Source organism: uncultured Flavobacterium sp. (assembly GCF_963922255.1).
Taxonomy (GTDB): Bacteria; Bacteroidota; Bacteroidia; order Flavobacteriales; family Flavobacteriaceae; genus Flavobacterium.
The window spans coordinates 137756-158173 of sequence record NZ_CAWUIC010000005.1 but is presented as its reverse complement, the minus strand read 5'-3'; the positions used below and the strand labels follow the sequence as shown (position 1 = coordinate 158173).

Genomic DNA, 20418 nt, shown 5'->3' with positions numbered 1-20418 from the left:
AACAAGTTCAGAATAAATGCTAGAAAATTTAAAAAAAATATTGAACGAAGACCAAGATCCAAAAGCGATTGAGAAAATCACTGCTAAATTGGAAAATCTTTTAATGTCTAATGAAGAAGTAGGTTATATTGCAGTTCAAAAAAAGCCAGCTATCACGGTTTTTCCAGACAGTGTTGTGGTTACCAATAAAAGAATTATTATTTGTAAGCCAAAAAACTTAGGTTTGTCAATGGAGTTTATAGATTATGATTGGGACGATGTTGCTGGAACTTTTGTGAAAGAAGGAATCTTAGGTTCAGATTTTACTTTTAATACAAAATCAGATTTAACGTTGAACATTGATTACTTGCCGAAGAATCAAGCTCGAAAATTATATACTTTTTCAAAAGAACAGTTGGATGCCCTAAAAAATCCTATGTCAACTAAAAATTCTGTAGAGGAAGAGGAAGAACCAATTGCTGCTTTAGAAACTAATTTTGAAGAAACTTTCATTGAGGTAATTCCAACCGAAGAAGTCACAGATTTTGCTGAGATTGTACCTGTTTCAGGGTATAGAGATGAAAAACAATTTCCCGATAGTTCTTCAGAAAATACAGAAAAAAAATTAGCAGAATTATCTCAAGACGAACTTTTTGAAAAACTTCAGAATTATAAAAAGCTTTTAGATAACGGTTTAATCATGCAAGGAGAATATGACTCTCTAAAGAAAGAGATACTAAATTATATGTAAAATCTTTAATAATGTTTTTTTAAACTGAAAATCAAATAGTTGTATTTTTTGTTGCTTTTTTCTAGAAAATTAACTTTTAATTTGTCCACACTTTTCTGCCATTCATCGATACTTAATTTATAGTCATCGAAGAATATATAGGTGTCTTTTATTTAATTATACTTTTGATATTGGATAAAAGACACACACATGACAAAATCGTTAAACATACTTTTAATTGAGGATGATACAATTGAAGTGATGAAATTTAATCGGGTTATTAAAAAACTCGAATTAAATCACAAAATTATTGAAGCTAACAATGGAGAAGAAGCATTAAACATATTAAAAGTTAAAGAAATTATTCCAGACATAATTATTCTTGACTTAAATATGCCAAAGCTAAACGGAATTGAATTTCTTTCAATTCTTAAAAACGATGAACAACTCAAATATATTCCGTCTATTATTTTATCAACTTCTAGCAATCACAAAGATATGTTAGAGTGTTATAAAATTGGAATTGCAGGTTATGTATTAAAACCACTAAAATATGAAGATTATGTGGACCGAATTACAAAAATTTTAGATTATTGGAGTACAAATGAATTAATCTCACAATAAAATGTATGGAATTGTAAACAAAGCTATTCAAGATCTTGTTGTTTCAAATTTTGGAGAAGAAAAATGGGAAATTATCCTTGAGAAAAGTGGTATAGAAGAAGACTTTTTTATCAGTAGTGAACCTTATGATGATGACATCACTTTTAAATTAGCTCAAGCTGTTTCTCAAGAAATGAACATGAGTGTAAAAGATGTTTTAATTGCATTTGGTGAATGGTGGGTTGTTAAAACAACAAAAGAAAAATATGCAGGTTTAATGGAGGCTGGAGGTTCATCTTTAAAAGAATTTTTAGAAAATTTGCCTTTGTTTCACAATAGAGTTATGTTGATTTATCCAAAATTAACACCACCAGAATTTAAAATTAGTGATGTTTCAGAAAATAGTCTTAACTTACATTACTTTTCCAAAAGAGAAGGACTACAAGAGTTTGTTAGAGGTTTAATACAAGGTTTAGGTAAAATGTTTAATACACCTACACAAATTGAACTTTTAGAAACTAGAGATGTAGGTGATGATCACGAAATTTTTAAAGTAAGTTGGTAAACAATGCAAGATTTTCAATTCAGTTTTGATGTAGATAATTTTAATACTATTTTTCCTTTTTATATTCTCCTTGAAAAAGATTTAAAAATTAAAAGCTTTGGAAAAAGCCTACAAAAAATTCTTCCACAAATTAATGAAAATCAATTTTTTAACGATGTTTTTTCAATTCAAAGGCCTAAGATTGAAAACCTTTCTTCCATAAATTTTCAACAAGCCATTGGACAACTAGTTGTTTTTAATTCACTTTTAGACAAAACAATTTCTCTCAGAGGTCAAATCAATATTCACAATCAATATTTTCTTTTTATTGGAACTCCATGGTTTCAATCGATGGAAAATGTTATTGAAAAAAAATTAACCCTTCACGATTTTGCCATTTTTGATCCTTTGTTAGATTTGTTACATGTGCTCAAGAATCAAGAAATTAATAATTCAGAATTAAAAGAATTATTAACAACAGTAAATTCTCAAAGAAAAAAACTTAAAAAAGATAAAGAAGAGTTAAACAAACTTTCAATTGTAGCTAGTGCTAATAAAAATGGTATAGTCTTTACGCATCCAAATGGAAGAATTTTTTGGTGTAATGATGCATATTTAAAACTCACTGGTTTTTCATATGAAGAAGTAATCGGCAAAACTCCTGTAGAGGTAGGTTTATGTGAGTTTTCAAATAAAGAAGAGATAAATAAAATGCTCGAGGCTTTTTATAAAGGAGAAATTTTTGATGTTGATATTTATCACGCTCATAAAACAAAAAAACCATTTTGGTCAAAATCTAAAGGGCAGCCTGTGTTTGATAATGATGGAAAAGTAGAACAATACTTTGCTACTATTGAAGATAACACTATAGAAAAAGAAAACGAAGAAAGACTTTCTATTTTATCTTCTATTGCAGAAAAAAACATTAATTCAGTTATTATTTGTGATAAACAAGGTAATATAGAATGGGTAAATGATAGTTTTGTAAAATTATCAGGGTATTCAAAAGAGGAATTAATTGGAAATAAACCAGGACAATTGCTTCAAGGACCAGAAACTGATAAAGAAACCATACAGTATTTATCAAAACAAATAAAACAAGGCCTGCCATTTAACTGTGAAATCATCAATTACACAAAAAACAAGGAAAAATATTGGGTAAGAATTCAAGGGCAAGCATTGAAAAATGCTAACGCTGAGATTATAAAATACTTTGCAATTGAAGAGGATATTACACAACAAAAAGAATTTAATCAAAAAATTATAGAATCTGAGAATAGACTAAACTCATTGATTGAAAACCTACAGTCGGGTGTTTTGTTAGAAGATGAAAACAGAAAAATTGTAGTTGTTAATAATAAATTCTGTAGTATGTTTAAAATCCCATCAGAACCTGAACAAATGATAGGTGTTGATTGTGCCCAAGCTGCACAAAGCTCCAAGCATTTTTTTAAAAATTCTGATAAGTTCATAGAACGAATTGATGAAATTATAAAAAACAAAGAAAAGGTAATTGCCGAAGAAATAGAACTTATAGATGGAAGTGTTTTAGAAAGAAGTTTTCTTCCTATTTATAAAGACGGAAATTATGCAGGCCATTTATGGAGTTATGATGATGTCACAATTAAAAAAAGATACAAAGAAAGTATTGAAGCAGAAAGACAAAAGTATAGTAATATTATAGCCAACATGAACATGGGACTTTTAGAAGTAGATGTTAATGATACTGTGCTTTTTGCAAATCAATCATTTTGTGATATGAGTGGCTATTCATTGTTGGATTTATTAGGTAATAAAGCTTCTGAAATATTAATGGATGAAAAGGAAAAGCAGATAATAAAAAATAAAAACTCAGAAAGAACTCAAGGTGTTTCAGATTCATATGAAATAACAACTAAGAGCAAAGAAGGAGATACAAAACATTGGTTAATCAGTGGAGCTCCAAATTATAATTTAAAAGGGGAGCTGATTGGTTCTATTGGAATTCATTTAGATATTACCAAACAAAAAAATCTAGAACTACAAAAAGAACAATTACTTAAGAAATTAGAAAAACAAAATGAACAACTAAATGAATATGCACAAATTGTTTCGCATGATTTAAAATCACCACTAAGAAGTATTCATTCATTAATTACATGGATAAAAGAAGACAATAGCAAAGAATTTAGCGAGGAAACTTATCAGTACTTAAACATAATTGAAAGTAAAGTCGAGAAAATGGATCATTTAATACATGGTATTTTAACTTATTCTAAGGTAGATACTGCAGAGACCTCAGTTGAACCAATTGATTTAAATGACGTAATATCTAATTGTATTAAAATTATTCATATTCCAGAAAACACAAATGTTACAATAGATAACAAATTACCAATTATTAGAGCAGATAAGTTTAGAATGCAACAATTATTTCAAAATCTAATCAGCAATGCAGTTAATTACATTGATAAACCTGAAGGATTAGTGTCAGTCGGTTATTCAGAAGATGAAGAAAATTATTTGTTTTACATAAAAGATAATGGTCCCGGAATTGCCAAAGAAAATCAAGAAAAAATTTTTAAAATATTTCAATCCTTCACTCAGCATGAAAGTTCAACAGGAATTGGATTGTCAATAGTAAAAAGAATAGTAGATAATTACAGAGGTTCAATTTCTATCGAGAGTGAACTTACCAAAGGAACCGCATTCTTTATTAAATTACCAAAAACGTAAGCATGAAAATTGTACAAGCATATAAATTAGAAGGTCAAAATTGGAAATATCTTCAAGCTAAAAAAGAATTAAAAAATCCTTTAGTATTGGTATTTGCAAACAGAATGTTATTAGAGAATCACGAAGTTATAAGTCAAATAAGAAATGAATTCCCATACGAACATATAGTTTTTGGTTCAACTTCTGGAGAAATTTTAGATAATAATGTATTTGATAATTCTATAGTAATAACAGCTATTGAGTTTGAAAAAACAACTTTTGAAATTAGAACAGAAAATATATTAGAGCATTATAAAGATGCTAAAAAATTAGGTCAAACTTTGTATAATTCAATGCCAAGAGAAAACCTCAAACATTTATTTGTACTTTCTGAAGGAAGTTTTGTTAATGGAAGTTCTTTGATTGAAGGATTAGAAGAAAACATTACCAATACAGTTCCCATTTCAGGTGGAATGTGTGGTGATGATGCAAAATTTGAAAAAACATTAGCTTCCTATAAAATAAATCCAAAAGAAGGTGAAGTTGTTTTGATTGGTTTTTATGGAGAAACGTTAGAAATTACATTTGCTAGTTTTGGTGGTTGGTCAACTTTTGGACCAGAACGAATTATAACAAAATCTGAAGCTAATATTTTATATGAAATTGATGATCAACCAGCTTTAGACTTGTATAAAAAATATTTAGGAGATAAAGCAAATCAATTGCCTCAAGCTTCATTGCTTTATCCATTAAATGTAACACCACAAGGGAAAAAAGCTCCTGTTGTACGAACAATTTTAGGTATAGATAATGAATCTCAATCAATGACTTTAGCTGGTGATGTTCCTATAAATTCAAAAGTTCAACTAATGATGGCTTCTGTTGATGCTATTGCAGAAGGTGCTAATGAAGCAGCTAAATTAGCTATGAAAAATAGAAGAAAAAAACCCCAATTAGCCCTATTAGTTAGCTGTGTAGGACGTAAACTTGTAATGAATCAACGTGTAGAAGAAGAAATAGAAAGAGTTCAAGAAGTTGTTGGAGATCAAACAGCAATTACAGGATTTTATTCCTACGGAGAAATGGCACCTTTTTCTGGAAATACATTTTGCGATTTACACAATCAAACAATGACTTTAACACTAATAAGCGAATAATGAATTCACTTTTAAAAAGACAAATTGCCAAGTTGATTCAGCCAGAACAGCTTAAAGATCTAAGACAGTTTTTAAAAGCAGTTAACGATTCATACGATAACTATGAAGATCAATTAGGCATGTCGCAAAGAGCTATGAAAATTAGTTCTGATGAACTTTTTGAAGCAAATCAAAAATTAAGAGAAGAAGCTAACAGTTTAAAAGAAATCAATGAAAATTTATCGGCAATATTGACTTCTATGAATTTAGATGCCACAAAGCTTGCTGATGAAAAAAACTTCAACCAATCAGATTATTTAAAACAACAAGCATCTGAAATTGTTATAATCAATAAGCAGAGAGAAGAATTATTAAAAGATTTAGCACTTCAAAATGAAGAGTTAAGTGAATATGCTCATGTAGTTTCTCATGATTTAAAAGCTCCATTAAGAAATATTGACACATTAGTAAATTGGGTTATAGAAGACAACAAGGATGGAATGGGAGAAGATTGTGTCAATTCATTAAATTTAGTTCTTTCTAATGTTGAAAAAATGGACTTACTAATCAAAGGAATTTTAGATTATTCAACAATAGATAAGCTTGAAGCAGAAGATAGACAAGTTGATTTTAATTTTATGATTGATGAAATATTAAGAACTATTGATATTCCAAAAAATATAAAAATAATAATCCAACCAAATATGCCTAGTATTTATGGAAATGCTTGGAGATTTAAACAAGTTTTTCAAAACTTAATTCAAAATGCAATCAAATATAATGATAAAGAAATTGGTAAAATTGAAGTAGGATTTGATGAAAAAGCACATGAATATGAATTTTTTGTAAAAGATAATGGAATCGGAATAAACTCTAGTTATTTTTCACGAATATTTAAAGTTTTTACTAAATTAGAAAGCAATAATTCTTCATCAGGAATTGGACTCTCTATTGTAAAAAAAATAGTGCAATATTACAAAGGCCAGGTATGGTTAGAAAGTCAAGAAAATATTGGCACAACATTTTATTTTTCAATTCCAAAATAATTTTAATACTTTCAAATGAATAAAAGTAGTCTAAACAGTTTGGATAAAGATCAAATTATTGATCAACAATATAGGTTACAGCAATTATTAATCAAAATTTCTACAGAATATATCAATGCAGATTTAACAGATATTGACAGTTTAATTGATCTATCTTTAAAACAAATGGGAGAATTTGTTGAAGCTGACAGAAGTTATATTTTTTCGTATGATTTTGAGAATAATACTACTTCTAATACCTATGAATGGTGTGCGGAAGGCATTGAGCCAGAGATACAAAATTTACAAGAAATACCTACCGAATATATTCCATATTGGGTAGAAGCACATAAAAAAGGGGAAGCATTTTATGTTCAAAATGTAGATTTACTTCCTGATGATGGTGAAAATGGTTTAAAAGCAATTTTAGAGCCTCAAGGAATCAAAAGCTTAATTGCAATTCCTATGAAAAAAGAAGGTCAATTGATTGGTTTTGTTGGTTTTGATTCAGTAAAAAAAATATTTAATTACTCTGAAAATGAAAAAAACATTCTCTTTGTTTTTGCAAATATGTTAGTTAATGTTAGGCAACGTAAAGAAAGTGAAGAGCATATTAAAGATCAAAAAGAGAAAAAAGAAAAATTACTTAAAAGTTTAGAAATTCAAAACAAAGAATTAAGTGATTATGCTCATGCCGTTTCGCACGATTTAAAAGCACCTTTAAGAAATATCAACGCTTTAATTAATTGGATTAAAGAGGATAATGAAGAAAATTTTGATGATGCAACAAAAGAATCTTTTGAGTTAGTATTATATAATTTAGAAAAAATGGACAAGCTAATTAAAGGTATTCTAGAATATTCTACCATTGATAAGATAGAAACAATTAATTCACAATTAGATGTAGACGGACTAATTGATGAATGTATAACTAGTACTTTAATTCCAAATAATTTCAAAATAATAATTCCAAATCGTTTTCCTAAAATATATGGAAATGCACATAAAATCAAACAAATATTTCAAAACCTAATTGAAAATGCCGTTTTATTTAATGATAATTCAAATCCATTTATTGAAATAGGTTTCACAGAAAATCAAAGTAATATTGAGTTTTATGTTAAAGACAACGGAGTTGGAGTGAAAGAAGCCTATCAAAATAAAATTTTTGATTCGTTTATCAAACTTCAAAATAATACAGATTCATCTGGACTTGGACTGTCGATAGTAAAAAAGACAGTTGAATCACTCGGTGGCAAAATTTGGATTCAAAGCAAAGAAAACCAAGGAGCAACATTTTATTTTACAATACCAATAATCTAATGGAACAACCAAACATCAATTACATAAACGAACTTTCGGGAAACGATGAAGATTTCAAACAAAAAATGATTTCAATTGTAAAATCGGAGTTACCTCAAGAAATTGAAAGTTATAATTCACTTTTTAAATTACAAAATTTTAATGCTACTGCAGAAATGGTTCATAAACTAAAACATAAAATTTCTGTTCTAGGTCTTGAAAAAAGTTACTATATTGCTGAAAAATTTGAAGAAAATTTAAAACAAAGTTCAGCAGAATTAAAAGAAGAATTTGATAATATACTTCAAACCATGCAAAACTTTGTAGACCATTTATAAAAAATAACAAAAACATGAAGTGTATAATAATTGATGACGAAGCTATGGCAAGAGCAATAATTGCTCAAAGAATTTCTAACTTTCCAGAAATGATAATTTTAGAAGAATTCTCAAATGCAATGCAGGCCATCAAATATTTAAATCAAAACAAAGTAGATGTTATCTTTCTAGACATCCATATGCCCGATTTTACAGGTTTCGATTTTATTCAAACCATAAAAAACCCTCCAAAAGTTATTTTAGTTACTTCTGATAAAAACTTTGCAATAGAAGCTTTTGAATATGAATGTATTGTTGATTATCTTGTAAAACCAATTTCACAAGAACGTTTTGAAAAAGCGGTTCAGAAATTAAAAACAACTAAAATTGTTGCACCTAAAGAGAATAAAAACGAAAAAACTCCATCAGATACAATTAATGAATTCTATGTAAATATTGATAGAAGATTAATAAAAATTGAATTTGATACTGTAAATGTAGTAGAAGCTAAAGGAGATTATATATTAATCAAAACAGAAAATAAAAATTATACGGTTCACTCCACTTTAAAAAAAATTGAAGAAAAACTTCCAACCGATTTATTTTTAAAAGTACATAGATCGTTTATTATTAACACAAAAAAAATTATCGACATTGAAGACAATAGTGTGTTAATTGCAAAAGATGTAATTCCAGTAAGTAGAGCCAATAGACCAGAGTTAATGAAACGGTTAAATTTATTGTGATTTTATTCATCAATAACATTGTCAAAAACCATTCATCGACACATTTTTACCAATAAACGAAAGAGATTGTCTGTTAGTCTTAAATGGCTAAGAAATACTTTTTTTTAAACATACATTTACAATGCATTTAACAAGTAATTGATAATGCAATAGACACATATAAATTCAATATACAATATTTTACACTAGACACGTAAATATTATAAAAAAACCGAAGAGACTATTCTTCGGTTTTTTTTGTTTTAAATATTGGCTTGCTAAAAATCAACCATTTTAAACGAAATCCAAATTCATTATAAGTAAAACCAGCAGCAGTTGAAGAAGCAATATTACTTCGTAATCCATAAACATTAGCTAATAATCTATCAGAAAATTTATAACCTAATTTTGCTTGAACTCTATAAGTCCATTGTTTGTCGTTATCTTCAATAAACTGAAAACCTGTTGCAGCATTTACATTATAAAAAATGCTTTTTATTTCGGCTATATTTTCATCTTTTAAGAAATCTGCAAAAATTTCAACAGCATTAAACTTTTCTGGACTAAAATAATCAGTTGGTACTTGATTTTTAAAAGCAATAAATTGATAATTAATTCCACCTTTTAAAACAGGTTTCAACAAAAAGTTATAATACAATGAAGTAAACAATAAGTTTCTGGTGTTAGAATCAGATTGTGTAGTGTAGAAATACTGTGTAAACCAACCCAATTTCACATTGGTACTAATATTATAATTGGCATAAAAATTATTACTCACAATTTGCTTATCAATTAAATCAGAATTAAAGTTTTGCATTTCTCTTTTGTAACCGATTTCTAAATCTTGCAGTTTTAAAGGTTTCATTTTGAAAAAAGTATGAACCAATAATTGGTTGTAACTGTTAGTAAAACCTGTTGCATTAGAAACTCCAGCATTCATTGTAAAACTAATTTTTGGGTGAAATTTATAAGTCGTTCCTAAAGTAAAATCATTAGTAGTTGCATTGGCTGATGTAACTTTGTTATCCGTTTTTCTAAATTGATAAGATGTATTAAACGACCATTTTGTTGAGGTTGGAAATGTAATCTGCGTCAACGAAGCAATAGCAGTATTGTCACCATTATCAAACGAATAACTCAATTTTTCTTCTAAAGTAGGAGTGTGTTCTCCGTCTAATTTTTTCAAGAAATTTGAAGCATCATTTTGATTTTTAAAAATATCTAAGGTTTTAAAAACAGCATCATAAGCGTTTTCAATTTCACCTGAAGCATAATAAGCATTTGCAATTCCTAAATTTCCATCAAAAGACTTAGAATCGTTTTTTAAAATAGTAGAATAGTCTTCAATACTTTGTTTAAAATCACTTTTATAAATGGCTAAAGTGGCTGATAAAGCTAAAACCCAATTTTCATTTGGATATTTTTCTAATAATGAACGAATATTTTCTTCAGCTAAACCATATTTTCTGTTCCAAATTAAAGCTTGAACATAACGTTCATTAGTTTGTTTGATAATTTTTTCATCTGTAATTAATTTACTTTTGTCTAAAGATTGAGTTGCCAAATCCAAAGCTTCAGTATCATTTTCATTTAAATGGGCTAAAAGCGAAAGTCCATTCAAAGCTACATTTGGATTTTCAGTAGCTAATAATTTGTAAACTTCATTTCCTTTTTCTATTTGTTTAGAAATCAAGTATAAATTGGCTTTATTTAACAAGGTTTCTTTATCATTTGGAAAATCTATTAAAATTTCATCATAAAATTTTTCAGCTTCATCATATTGTTTAGCGTTTACTTTTTCATTTGCAAAACCAAGTTTAATGTATTTTCTAGAAACCAAAGCTCCATCATTTCCTGGAGAAAGATCTAGGGCTTTGTTCACGTTTAGTAAAGCATTTTCAAACTCTTTTAAATTAGATAAAGTGTTTGCAAAACCTAAATGAGCTACAAAATTAGCTGGATTTTCAGCTACAAGAGTTGTATAATAAACTTTTGCTTCAGAGAATTTTTTATTCCATAATAAAGATTCGGCATAATTTAGTTTGATTTCTAAATCATCAGCAAATTCTTTTTTCATTTCCATGAATAACTCTAATGCTTTTTCAGGATTATCATTTAAACCGACAGCTCTAGCGTAACAAAGTCTAGCTGTTTTATTGGTTGGATAATCTTTTAGTATAGTTTCAAAGAAATTTTCAGCTTTAGCAAAGTTCCCTTTTTCAAGATAAGTAAATCCTTCTTGCATGTCTTGTGCAAAACCATTTATTGTAAAAAAGAACATTAAAACAAGACTTAATTTATATAAATTTTTCATTCGTCGATTTGAGGTTTAAATGAGTTTGCAAGTTAAGTATAAACTGATAATAATTCATCTACAGCAACTTACCACTCATCGAAAAACACAGGTGATTCGTATAGTTATGATAGATATTTGCATCAGAATTAATCGAATATAATAATTAAAAAAGACAAATATCATGGCATTACAAATTACAAACAACTCAGGAATTTTGGAAATTAACGGAAGTTTAAATTCACAAAATACAGTTTCATTACAAAATTACTTTGAAGCATTAATCAATCAATCAAGTTTTATCATGCTTTCATTAAACAATACAATTGATATGGACAAAACGGCTTTTCAAGCTATTATTTCATTATATAAAAAAGCACTTTCTAAAAATAAAGTATTCTATATCATCGGAAAAGAAAATCAAAAAGTAGTGGATTTATTCGAAAAAGAAAAATTAAATTATTTGCTAAAAAGTAACGCAGCCTAATATAATTTCAAAAAAAAGACAAAAAAACAAAAAATGATACAAGCAATAACTCTTAAAAATAGACAAATTAGTACCGAGCAGATATTCATGATTACAATGTTTGTTGTAAATGCAGGAAATTATGCCTATAATTTAATATTAGGAAGGTTTCTTGGACCAAAAGCTTTTGCTGATGCTGCAATTTTAATCACTTTTTTGTTAGTATTGTCTTTTGTGGGAATGACTTTTCAAATTGTCACTACAAAATACAGTGTGTTATTAGAAGGTCATTTAAAAAATAAATTCATCAAAACCATTTCAAAAACGGCTATTGCCATTGGAGTATTAATAGGATTACTTTTTATCATTTTTAGTAAAAATTTACAAACACTACTACATACAGAAACACAAACCATGTTTCATTTATTTGGTATTGGAATTCCTTTATACTTTTTAATGAGTGTAAACAGAGGAATTTATCAAGGAGAAAATAATTTGATTCAATTGTCTGTGACCTACGTAACTGAAATGTTTGCCCGACTTTTCATTACAATATTATTGTTCCTTTTTGCCTCACAATTACCTACTACCATTTTAGTTTCAACCGGAATTGCATTGTCGTTTATCTTTGGTTTGTTTCCTTTTCAAAAAAGCATTTTCAGAAAACCTACTACTGAAAATGCATTACAATTAGATTCAAAACCAATCGTCACCTTTTTTGCCCTAACAGCTTTTTATGAGCTAACTCAAATTGTAATTAATAACAGCGATGTAATTCTGGTTAAACATTTTTTTGACAATCAACAAGCAGGTTTCTATGCTTCTTTAGCTTTAATAGGAAGAGTAGTTTACTTCGTAACTTGGATTTTTGTCATGCTTTTATTGCCAAAAGTTATCCAATTAAAAAAAGAAGGAAAAGACACACAGCCCATTTTAATGAAGTATGTTTCAATTATTGCGTTGTTTTCAGCAGTTATTGTTTTAGTTACATACATTATGCCTGAAACAGTTGTGTATTTAATGTTTGGAGATGATTATTTATCAATTGCTCCTTTATTATGGAAATATGCTTTAGCCACAGCTATTTTTGCAGTAGCTAATGTGTTTTCTTATTATTTTCTGTCGATAAGTAATTATGTTCCAGTTGTCATTTCAGCTTTACTAGGTTTTACCCAAATCATTTTAATTGTATTCTTTCATGATTCATTGGAACAAGTTGTTCATATGCAAATTGTTGCTATGTGTATTTTGTTGGTTTTTCAATTAGTTTATTTCTTTTATCAGAATAATAAAAGTAATCGTCTACAGTAAGTTACGCTTCATCGAAAAAACCAAATATTGACTCGAATTCATTCGATATTTGCACTATAATACTAACATAAAAAGACAAAAATTATGAAATTAGCAATTGTAACAGCATTTCCACCAAGTAAAGTAACCTTAAACGAATATGGTTACCATTTAGTAAAAAACTTTGTTCAAAAAGAAGAAGTTTCTGAATTAGTTTTAATGAGCGATAAAACAGAAGCTCCAAAACAATTAGATTTTGAAAACAACGAAAAAGTTATTGTAAATGAATGTTGGTCGTTCAACAGTTACACTAATTTCTTTTCCATCATAAGACAAGTAATTAAAGAAAAGCCTGAAACTGTTTTATTCAATTTACAGTTTGTGAAATTTGGTGATAAAAAAATTCCAGCAGCTTTAGGATTGTTATTGCCAATGGTTTTAAGATTATTAGGTTTTAAAACGATGGTTTTGATGCACAATATTTTAGAGCAAGTGGATTTAGAAAATGCAGGTTTTACTTCGAATAAATTTGCTCAAAAAGTATATAATTTTATTGGAACAACCTTAACAAGATGCATTTTAAAAGCGAATAGGGTTTCGGTTACCATTAATAAATATGTAGATGTTTTAAACGCAAAGTACAATACAAAAAATGTAGTTTTAATTCCTCACGGAACATTTGAATCCATAAAACAACCCAATTTTGATTTACCAGCTGGACCCAAAAAAATTATGGCTTTTGGAAAGTTTGGAACCTATAAAAAAGTAGAAATTTTGATTGATGCTGTTATAGAAATTAGAAAAACCAATCAAGAACCCATTGAAGTTGTTATTGCAGGAACTGATAGTCCAAATACACCAGGATATTTACAATCAGTAAAAGAAAAATATGCTCATGTAGAAGGTATTATTTTTACAGGTTATGTAGAAGAAAATGATGTAGAACGAATTTTTTCAGAAAGTACAATTGTAGCCTTTCCTTATACATCAACCACAGGTAGTTCAGGAGTTTTACATCAAGCAGGAAGTTATGGAAAAGCTGTTGTGATGCCCGATTTAGGAGATTTGGCGTTATTAGTGGAAGAAGAAGGTTATAAAGGAGAATTCTTTAATCCAACAAGTAGTTCATCTTTAGCTAAAGCAATATCAACCATTTTAGATGACGACAACTACAGAAGAAGAATTGCAAAAACAAACTTTGAAGCAGCAAGTGCTTTATCCATGGATAAAATTGTAGATATGTATTTACATGAATTTAATGCGATAAATTCTAAAGAAGAAAGTTTAGTAAGTTATGTATAAAAATGAAGGTTTTTGTCTTCCTTCAACATCGATAAAACCAAACTGTTTTTGTTTGTTTTTTATCCAAGGCCATTTCCCGGCAACACCATTTGGAACTTTAGGGAAATCATATAAAGTCCATGACACAAATGCAAGTTGTTTTTCTTTGAAAAGCTCTTGCATTTTTTTATGATAGGTAGCTTGATCTTCTTTTGAATTTCCAAACCAACTCCAAAAACCTTTGTTAGAAGACATTCCAAATTCTTGCATCACTAAAGGTTTGTTTGTTGCTTTTTCTAAAACAGCTAATTTATCTTCAAACAGAGAAATATGTTCGTAATAATGATAAGAAACTAAATCTACTTCATCTTTTAAAATTTCACCAGCTTTTATGTTGGAATAACCAATGGTTGTTAAATGGTTTGGAGCTGCTTTTTTGACAACTTCAATCATTTCCGATAACCAAGGTTTCACATTTTGAATACCACGAGATTCGAAATCTAAATCGGGTTCGTTTTTAATATCCCAAGCAATAATATTGTCAAAATCTTTACAACTAGAAACTACAGTTTCAGCATGTCTTTGTGTCAACGTCCAATTTGCAACGGAATAATCCCCATAGAAATCAAAAAGAGTTACAATTACTGCTAATTTTTTGGTTTCAGCTAATGTTAAAACCTGCTTCAGTTTTTCTAATTTTTCTATTATAACTTCAGCTTTTCCAAAATCTTCATAAGGAACAAAAATCCTTATGGTATTCAGTTTTGCGTTGGTAATTATGTCAAAATCTGCAGCAATAGTATCTAAATTAAATAAATCGCCATACATATCCCAAGCCGAATTTTTCGGATAATAATTAATGCCTTTTATGACGAAAGGTTTATTGTTTTTTAAAATTTGATTGCCTTTAACAGTAAATACTTTTTCAATTGAATTTACTTTTAAAGAATCAGCAACTTTAGCCATTCTTTCGCAATGACGAATTCTCCAAAAACCATCTTCTAACAACATTAAAACTTTATATGTAGCTGTATCTTTTACGGAAGTGATTAGTTTTTTGTCTTGATAAATGTTTTGAAATTCAACAACATTTTCATCGGTGAAAACTACTAATTGTCCATCTTCGCTATAAAATTCTAATTTGGGATTATGGGTTAAAGTTGTGCTTTCTATGGATATTTTTTTTGCTTTATTATTTTTTATTATTGTATCTAAAGTTTTTCTTGGGTTTTCTGTAAAGTAATCGTCAATTCCTTTGTCTGTGTTATTTTTTAAAGCATTGTTCTTAATGTACCACGAAAATAAATAATGTTTTTCCAAGGTTGCTAAAGTTTGTTTTTCCATTTCTCTACCAGGATTTTCAAGGCTTTTCCATGTGACTTTTGGCAAATAAGTATTTGCGGAAACTTTATCTAAATGCAACATCGTACTTCTGTCAGCTCCTTCATTTAAATAAGCCAAAATACTACTAATTCCAAACAAGACTAAAATGTTTAGGGCAATGAATGATATTAGTAAGAAAGCGCGATAACTATTTCTATTATTGATTAACGACATTAATTTCTTTTGTTTTAATGGTTTTTCCTAACGTTTCAATTTCAAAACGATAGCTTTTTTCTTTGTAAAATTCGGGAGAAAGATAAAATTCAGCTTTTCCTTTGTTGCTGTTTTCTGTTATAGTTTCCACTAATTTGTCCTTGTGATAGATGTTTAAATTCACTTTAATTCCATCAGGAACAATCTGATTCATGAAACTTTTTATAGGTCCAACTATAATAGTTCGATTATCTTTTGAAAATGAAAATTCAACTGTTGGATTTATCGATTTGTATGCAATTTCAATCGAATTACTTTTGCTAATTCCGTTAACGAAAGCTTTTATAGTGTAATTTTCTTCCTTTTCAGGATGCAAAATTTGACCAGTTGCAATACCTTCTATAGTTGTTCCAAAAGTTTTTAGAATGGCATTTTCTTTATTTTTGATAATGAACGTTACCATTGTTCCATCACTAACCGTATTTCCAAATTTATCTTTGAGAGTTGAAGTGGTCAATTTTGTAATTTGATTTCCATCAGCAAATTCATGATTTCTTTTGTATGAAATGGTAAAGTCTGTTGCAATTGAAGGATAAATAACAGCATCAAATTCTTTCGTCAAAGCCTCATTACAAGAAGCAGAAATTAATACAATTCCAGATTTTGTTGGAGCATAAATATTTTTCCAAGCAATAAAATCTTTTGTTTTTTTATTGTCAGTTGCAATTGCATTCAAAAATTGATGCTTTATTGCAACATTAGTATTTTCAAGTTTTGGATTGTCGAAATCGTCTGTTGGAATGGTTACAAACATCACAAAATGATTGTCTCCAGCTAAAGTACTTGGTGGTCCAAGATAAGATTCTAGATTGGTTTTGGTTTTGTCATTTGGAACAATTTGAAAATTTCCTTTTGCTTTTTCTTCGTTGTTTTCTATCAAAAACCAAGAAACCAAACCTGTTTTATTTGTATAGTTTTTAGGTAAATTAAATTGAATTGTATCATTTTTTAAAACACCATCCAGTAATGTTCTTCCCAAAGAATGAATGATGAAAAGCTGTGGTTTGTTTTCATAATTTCCTTTAAATTCAATAGTAATAGGTTTTCCAGCAGCAAAACTTTCCTGATTGGTGAGACAAGAAAACGTGTTTTTAGAAGTCGACTTTTCATCCAATAAAGTGACAGAAAGCAAAACCAAAGCTATGCTAACAAGAATAATGATATATAGTTTTCTTTTTATCATTTAGGATTACCAATATAATTATTCAACTCAATTTTTATATAGGAAAAACCTTTTCCGTTGACTTTTTGCAATTGTTCTTCTTCTTCGCTGGTTCTTCGTTTTTTAATCACGTCTCTAGCAATGGCTTCGTTTGAAATTCCATTTACAAAGCAATTTGCTGTCGAATATTTTAAACTTTTCAAAGTAGAAAGATTTAAAAAAGAATACGTAAAATATTGTTTTCTCTGTATTCGAACACCTTCTTTTAAAAATTTATGGTCAACGTAAATCAATTCTTTTTTATCGTTATAATAAGAGATTAAAATTTCTGGAACCGTAACTTCTTGAATGCCATAATTGAATAAAGTTCCTTTTATTTCTTTATCAGAAACTACTAAATCTGAGATAGCAACCGAAGTATATAAATCTGAAATGGCAACATTTCCAGCACTTTGAATGTCGAAAGTTACGGGTTTGTTGTTGAAATTTTTATCTGTAAATTCATCAGGATTAAAGCTTGTTGGTTTCACATCAGTGGCATTAAGCCAAGCAATATCTTCAAAATTGACTCTAAAACTTGTGGTTTCTTTAGGCATTAATTTGTGTTTGATGACATATTTTGCATTAAAAGTGCCTAACATTTTATCTTTGTCATCATATAAAGAAGCTTTCAAAACAACATCAGCGGGAACATTATCAATGTTTTGAACTTCACCAATAATCATATATTTATTGTCAAAGTAAACTAAATTAGCTTTAATGATTTCCAAATCAGGTTGACGCAAAATATCATCATGATAGGTTTGTTGGGTCGAAATTTTTCTTCGTCCTTGTTTGTAATAAGAATTTACATTTGTGGCAATAAATTCATCAGGTGGCAAATCGGTATCTTTTTTATCAGGAATGATGTACCATTTTCCTTTTATTTTTTCAACTTCGTGTGTATATGTTTTTTCGATTATTTCTAACGGAGTAATCCATTTGGTTTTTGCAATTACTTTTGCTTTTTTTGTCGAATTATTTTTTATAGTTGTTTCAATAGCATCTAATTTTCCATAGGAATTGAGAATGCCATCTGAAACCGAAATTTCCAACATAAATTGAGCTAAACTATATTCTTTATCAGGAACTATATAAGAATGTGCTTTTTCATAAAACTTAAAATCCAAAGCATCATAATAGGATTTCACTACATTTTCTGGACTAATTTGTGTAGCATTTTTGATATATGTGAAGTAAATGCCTATTCCAAAAAAGATGAGAACAATTCCAGTCCAAATATGTAAGAGTTTAATCATCCAACTTTTGAAACTAGTATATGCCACACCATGATTCAAAAAAGCAGGTTTGTCGAGCACTTTTATTTTTAATGCTTGTAACCAAATCATTTGAATGTTTAAGATGAAAGCAATTAAAACAGTCAATAACGGTATAATTCCCCACATTAACTTCAAAACAACAGAAACATCTTCTTTAGGTAAAATTTTTGATAAAGGTTGCACATTGAGTTTTTCCCAAACCATAATGCCATTTTCCAATTGCGTCAAGCGATGCCAACCACAGAAATACAGTATAGGATCATAGAATTTATCATTTGAAAAGACATATTTCAAATTGTATTTTTCTGGAACAGTAAGAAATTGTTGTAAAGAACCAATTCCTTCAACACCTCTAAATTTTGAATTTTCTAAACGTTCAACAGCTCTTGTAGTTAATTCGGGTAATCTTCTAGCAGAATGATAATTTCCATCGACAGTCATGGCTTTTGTTTGTGTTGAAAGTAAAGCCATTTGATCTCCAAATCCCAAAGGTAAAAATCGCCATTGGTCATGTTGGTCTTGATTTAAGAAATTGACAATGGGTAAAAAGTTAATTTTATCTGGTTGCAAAGGTCTAAAATAACCTAGTGTTATGGTAAAAACTGTAAACAATAAAAAGCTACCAGCAAACAAACCTCCTAAAACGCGATGGTAAACGGTTCCAAATTTGTTTTGCAAAGCTGTTTTTAAATCGCCTTCAACCAGTCGATAAACAAATTCACCAAAAATAGGTAAGCTCATGATGGAAGCCCAAAGAGTAAATCTATCTAGGGTTAAAATATTAAAAGCGGTTTCACCTAACATTTTTAATGGTATTGGTGTTGTTCCACCAGTTCCTAAAATCGTCAATAAAGTAATAGAAAGTCCAAAGAAAATGTAGCGTTTGGAATAATAACGATAGAAAATATAGGGTAAAATGAACAGTAAAATTCCCCACGGAATTAAGAAAAACATTAATCCAGACGAAGTGACTTCTAAAAAATTATCGCGACTTCCATGCGGAATAGGAACTTGTGTAATTGGGTTGGCTTTTGAGTTTATCCAATAAGGTAAAATACAAAATACAATTAAAAATACGGCAGAACCACAAAATAGTACTATTCGTTTAAACAAAGAAAGAAATGTATTAAAAAAAAGTTTGAACTTTATTTCTTTATAAGAATTGACTTTTTCTCTTGAAGCATCCATAATCACCATGCCAATTAATGGTGAAATGAAGAAAACCATTCCAAACAAAGGAGTTACGTGGTGCGAACAAACCGTAACAGCAATTAATGAAGTAGCAGTGAAAAAATATTTCCAACGACCTGTTTTAATATATAAGTAAATTTCAGGCATAGCATGCATTAAAACAGAAACACCTATAATACTAGGTAGTTGTCCAAAAATATGTAAGGTTTCTACAAATGAGGAAGAAAGAATTGCAACTATGGCAGCATATCCAGCAACAGTTCTGTTTCCTGTAATTAAAACGGTATATCGAAAAACTCCTGTAATAAAGAGGATGATTCCAGTAATTGCTACCGTAAACATTCCAAACTTTAAACCACCTACATAGGATAGTAAGCCAATCGTTTGATGCACTAAAGGAGGATAACCCATAACGGTGAAGCCAGTGTACCAACTATAATTCCAAGGCTCAAACCAACTACTAGCGTAGTGATTTCCAAAAAACATGTGAATTAGTGCATCATAAGTGTTTTCAAGAGTAAAAAAGATAGCACTTCCGTGGAATATTACTCCAAAAAGTAAGGCAACAATTAAATATTTATTTGAGGTTTCTTTCACTAAACAAGTTATTCATAAACTGTGATGTAAATATAGTAATATAGTTGCTATAGATGAAAAATATAAGTCTAAACAAATTTACCATTCGTCGACACATTAAAGTCTCTCTATCTAATATCTTCAATTAGGCTAGTTGTCTACCAATATATTTGCACTGTAAATAAGAAC

16 protein-coding genes are annotated in these 20418 nt (G+C 28.8%); 12 read left to right on the top strand and 4 right to left on the bottom strand.

Going from position 1 to position 20418, the window contains the following annotated elements; all coding sequences use genetic code 11:
- Positions 1-16: 16 nt before the first annotated feature.
- The 9 genes from AABJ49_RS06095 to AABJ49_RS06055 all read left to right on the top strand — a co-directional run bounded on the left by AABJ49_RS06095 (position 17) and on the right by AABJ49_RS06055 (position 9076).
- Positions 17-730, top strand: coding sequence for a PH domain-containing protein (locus tag AABJ49_RS06095; protein WP_338376999.1), 714 nt, complete (start codon positions 17-19; stop codon positions 728-730).
- A 189-nt stretch (positions 731-919) separates the two neighbouring features.
- Positions 920-1333 (top strand): response regulator, encoded by a 414-nt coding sequence (locus tag AABJ49_RS06090; protein WP_338376997.1) that lies wholly within the window; start codon positions 920-922, stop codon positions 1331-1333.
- Between the two features lies 1 nt (position 1334).
- A complete protein-coding gene (locus AABJ49_RS06085; RefSeq protein ID WP_338376993.1) occupies positions 1335-1877 on the top strand; it encodes a heme NO-binding domain-containing protein in 543 nt (180 codons plus the stop codon).
- A 3-nt stretch (positions 1878-1880) separates the two neighbouring features.
- A complete protein-coding gene (locus AABJ49_RS06080) occupies positions 1881-4571 on the top strand; it encodes a PAS domain-containing protein (protein WP_338376991.1) in 2691 nt (896 codons plus the stop codon).
- A gap of 2 nt (positions 4572-4573) precedes the next feature.
- Complete coding sequence (locus tag AABJ49_RS06075; RefSeq protein ID WP_338376989.1) at positions 4574-5707, top strand: FIST N-terminal domain-containing protein; 1134 nt, start codon at positions 4574-4576, stop codon at positions 5705-5707.
- Complete coding sequence (locus AABJ49_RS06070) at positions 5707-6732, top strand: ATP-binding protein (protein ID WP_338376987.1); 1026 nt, start codon at positions 5707-5709, stop codon at positions 6730-6732. The genes AABJ49_RS06075 and AABJ49_RS06070 overlap by 1 nt, the downstream gene beginning before the upstream one ends.
- A 15-nt stretch (positions 6733-6747) precedes the next feature.
- Entirely contained in the window at positions 6748-8034 is a 1287-nt protein-coding gene (locus tag AABJ49_RS06065; protein WP_338376984.1) for an ATP-binding protein, read from the top strand.
- Entirely contained in the window at positions 8034-8351 is a 318-nt protein-coding gene (locus tag AABJ49_RS06060) for an Hpt domain-containing protein (RefSeq protein ID WP_338376982.1), read from the top strand. The genes AABJ49_RS06065 and AABJ49_RS06060 overlap by 1 nt, the downstream gene beginning before the upstream one ends.
- A 14-nt stretch (positions 8352-8365) precedes the next feature.
- Entirely contained in the window at positions 8366-9076 is a 711-nt protein-coding gene (locus AABJ49_RS06055; protein WP_338376979.1) for a LytTR family DNA-binding domain-containing protein, read from the top strand.
- Positions 9077-9296: 220 nt separating this feature from the next.
- Here the strand turns inward: AABJ49_RS06055 and AABJ49_RS06050 are convergent, their stop codons facing one another.
- A complete protein-coding gene (locus AABJ49_RS06050; RefSeq protein WP_338376977.1) occupies positions 9297-11369 on the bottom strand; it encodes a tetratricopeptide repeat protein in 2073 nt (690 codons plus the stop codon).
- Positions 11370-11532: 163 nt separating this feature from the next.
- Between AABJ49_RS06050 and AABJ49_RS06045 the strand changes: the two genes are divergently transcribed.
- From AABJ49_RS06045 to AABJ49_RS06035, 3 genes are all read left to right on the top strand, one after another.
- Positions 11533-11835, top strand: a complete 303-nt coding sequence (locus tag AABJ49_RS06045) for an STAS domain-containing protein (RefSeq protein WP_338376975.1) — start codon at positions 11533-11535, stop codon at positions 11833-11835.
- Positions 11836-11868: 33 nt separating this feature from the next.
- Positions 11869-13125, top strand: a complete 1257-nt coding sequence (locus AABJ49_RS06040) for an oligosaccharide flippase family protein (protein WP_338376973.1) — start codon at positions 11869-11871, stop codon at positions 13123-13125.
- Positions 13126-13209: 84 nt separating this feature from the next.
- Positions 13210-14406, top strand: a complete 1197-nt coding sequence (locus tag AABJ49_RS06035; RefSeq protein ID WP_338376971.1) for a glycosyltransferase — start codon at positions 13210-13212, stop codon at positions 14404-14406.
- Here the strand turns inward: AABJ49_RS06035 and AABJ49_RS06030 are convergent.
- Genes AABJ49_RS06030 through AABJ49_RS06020 form a run of 3 tightly spaced genes read right to left on the bottom strand, consistent with a single transcriptional unit; the run spans position 14389 to position 20250 of the window.
- Positions 14389-15942 (bottom strand): glycoside hydrolase family 2 TIM barrel-domain containing protein, encoded by a 1554-nt coding sequence (locus AABJ49_RS06030; RefSeq protein WP_338376969.1) that lies wholly within the window; start codon positions 15940-15942, stop codon positions 14389-14391. The genes AABJ49_RS06035 and AABJ49_RS06030 overlap by 18 nt on opposite strands.
- Positions 15926-17164 carry a hypothetical protein gene (locus tag AABJ49_RS06025; protein ID WP_338376967.1) on the bottom strand — a complete coding sequence of 413 codons (1239 nt, stop codon included), beginning with the start codon at positions 17162-17164 and terminating at the stop codon, positions 15926-15928. Before AABJ49_RS06025 ends, AABJ49_RS06030 begins: the two co-directional genes overlap by 17 nt.
- A complete protein-coding gene (locus tag AABJ49_RS06020) occupies positions 17161-20250 on the bottom strand; it encodes a hypothetical protein (RefSeq protein ID WP_338376965.1) in 3090 nt (1029 codons plus the stop codon). Before AABJ49_RS06020 ends, AABJ49_RS06025 begins: the two co-directional genes overlap by 4 nt.
- Positions 20251-20418: the final 168 nt, after the last annotated feature.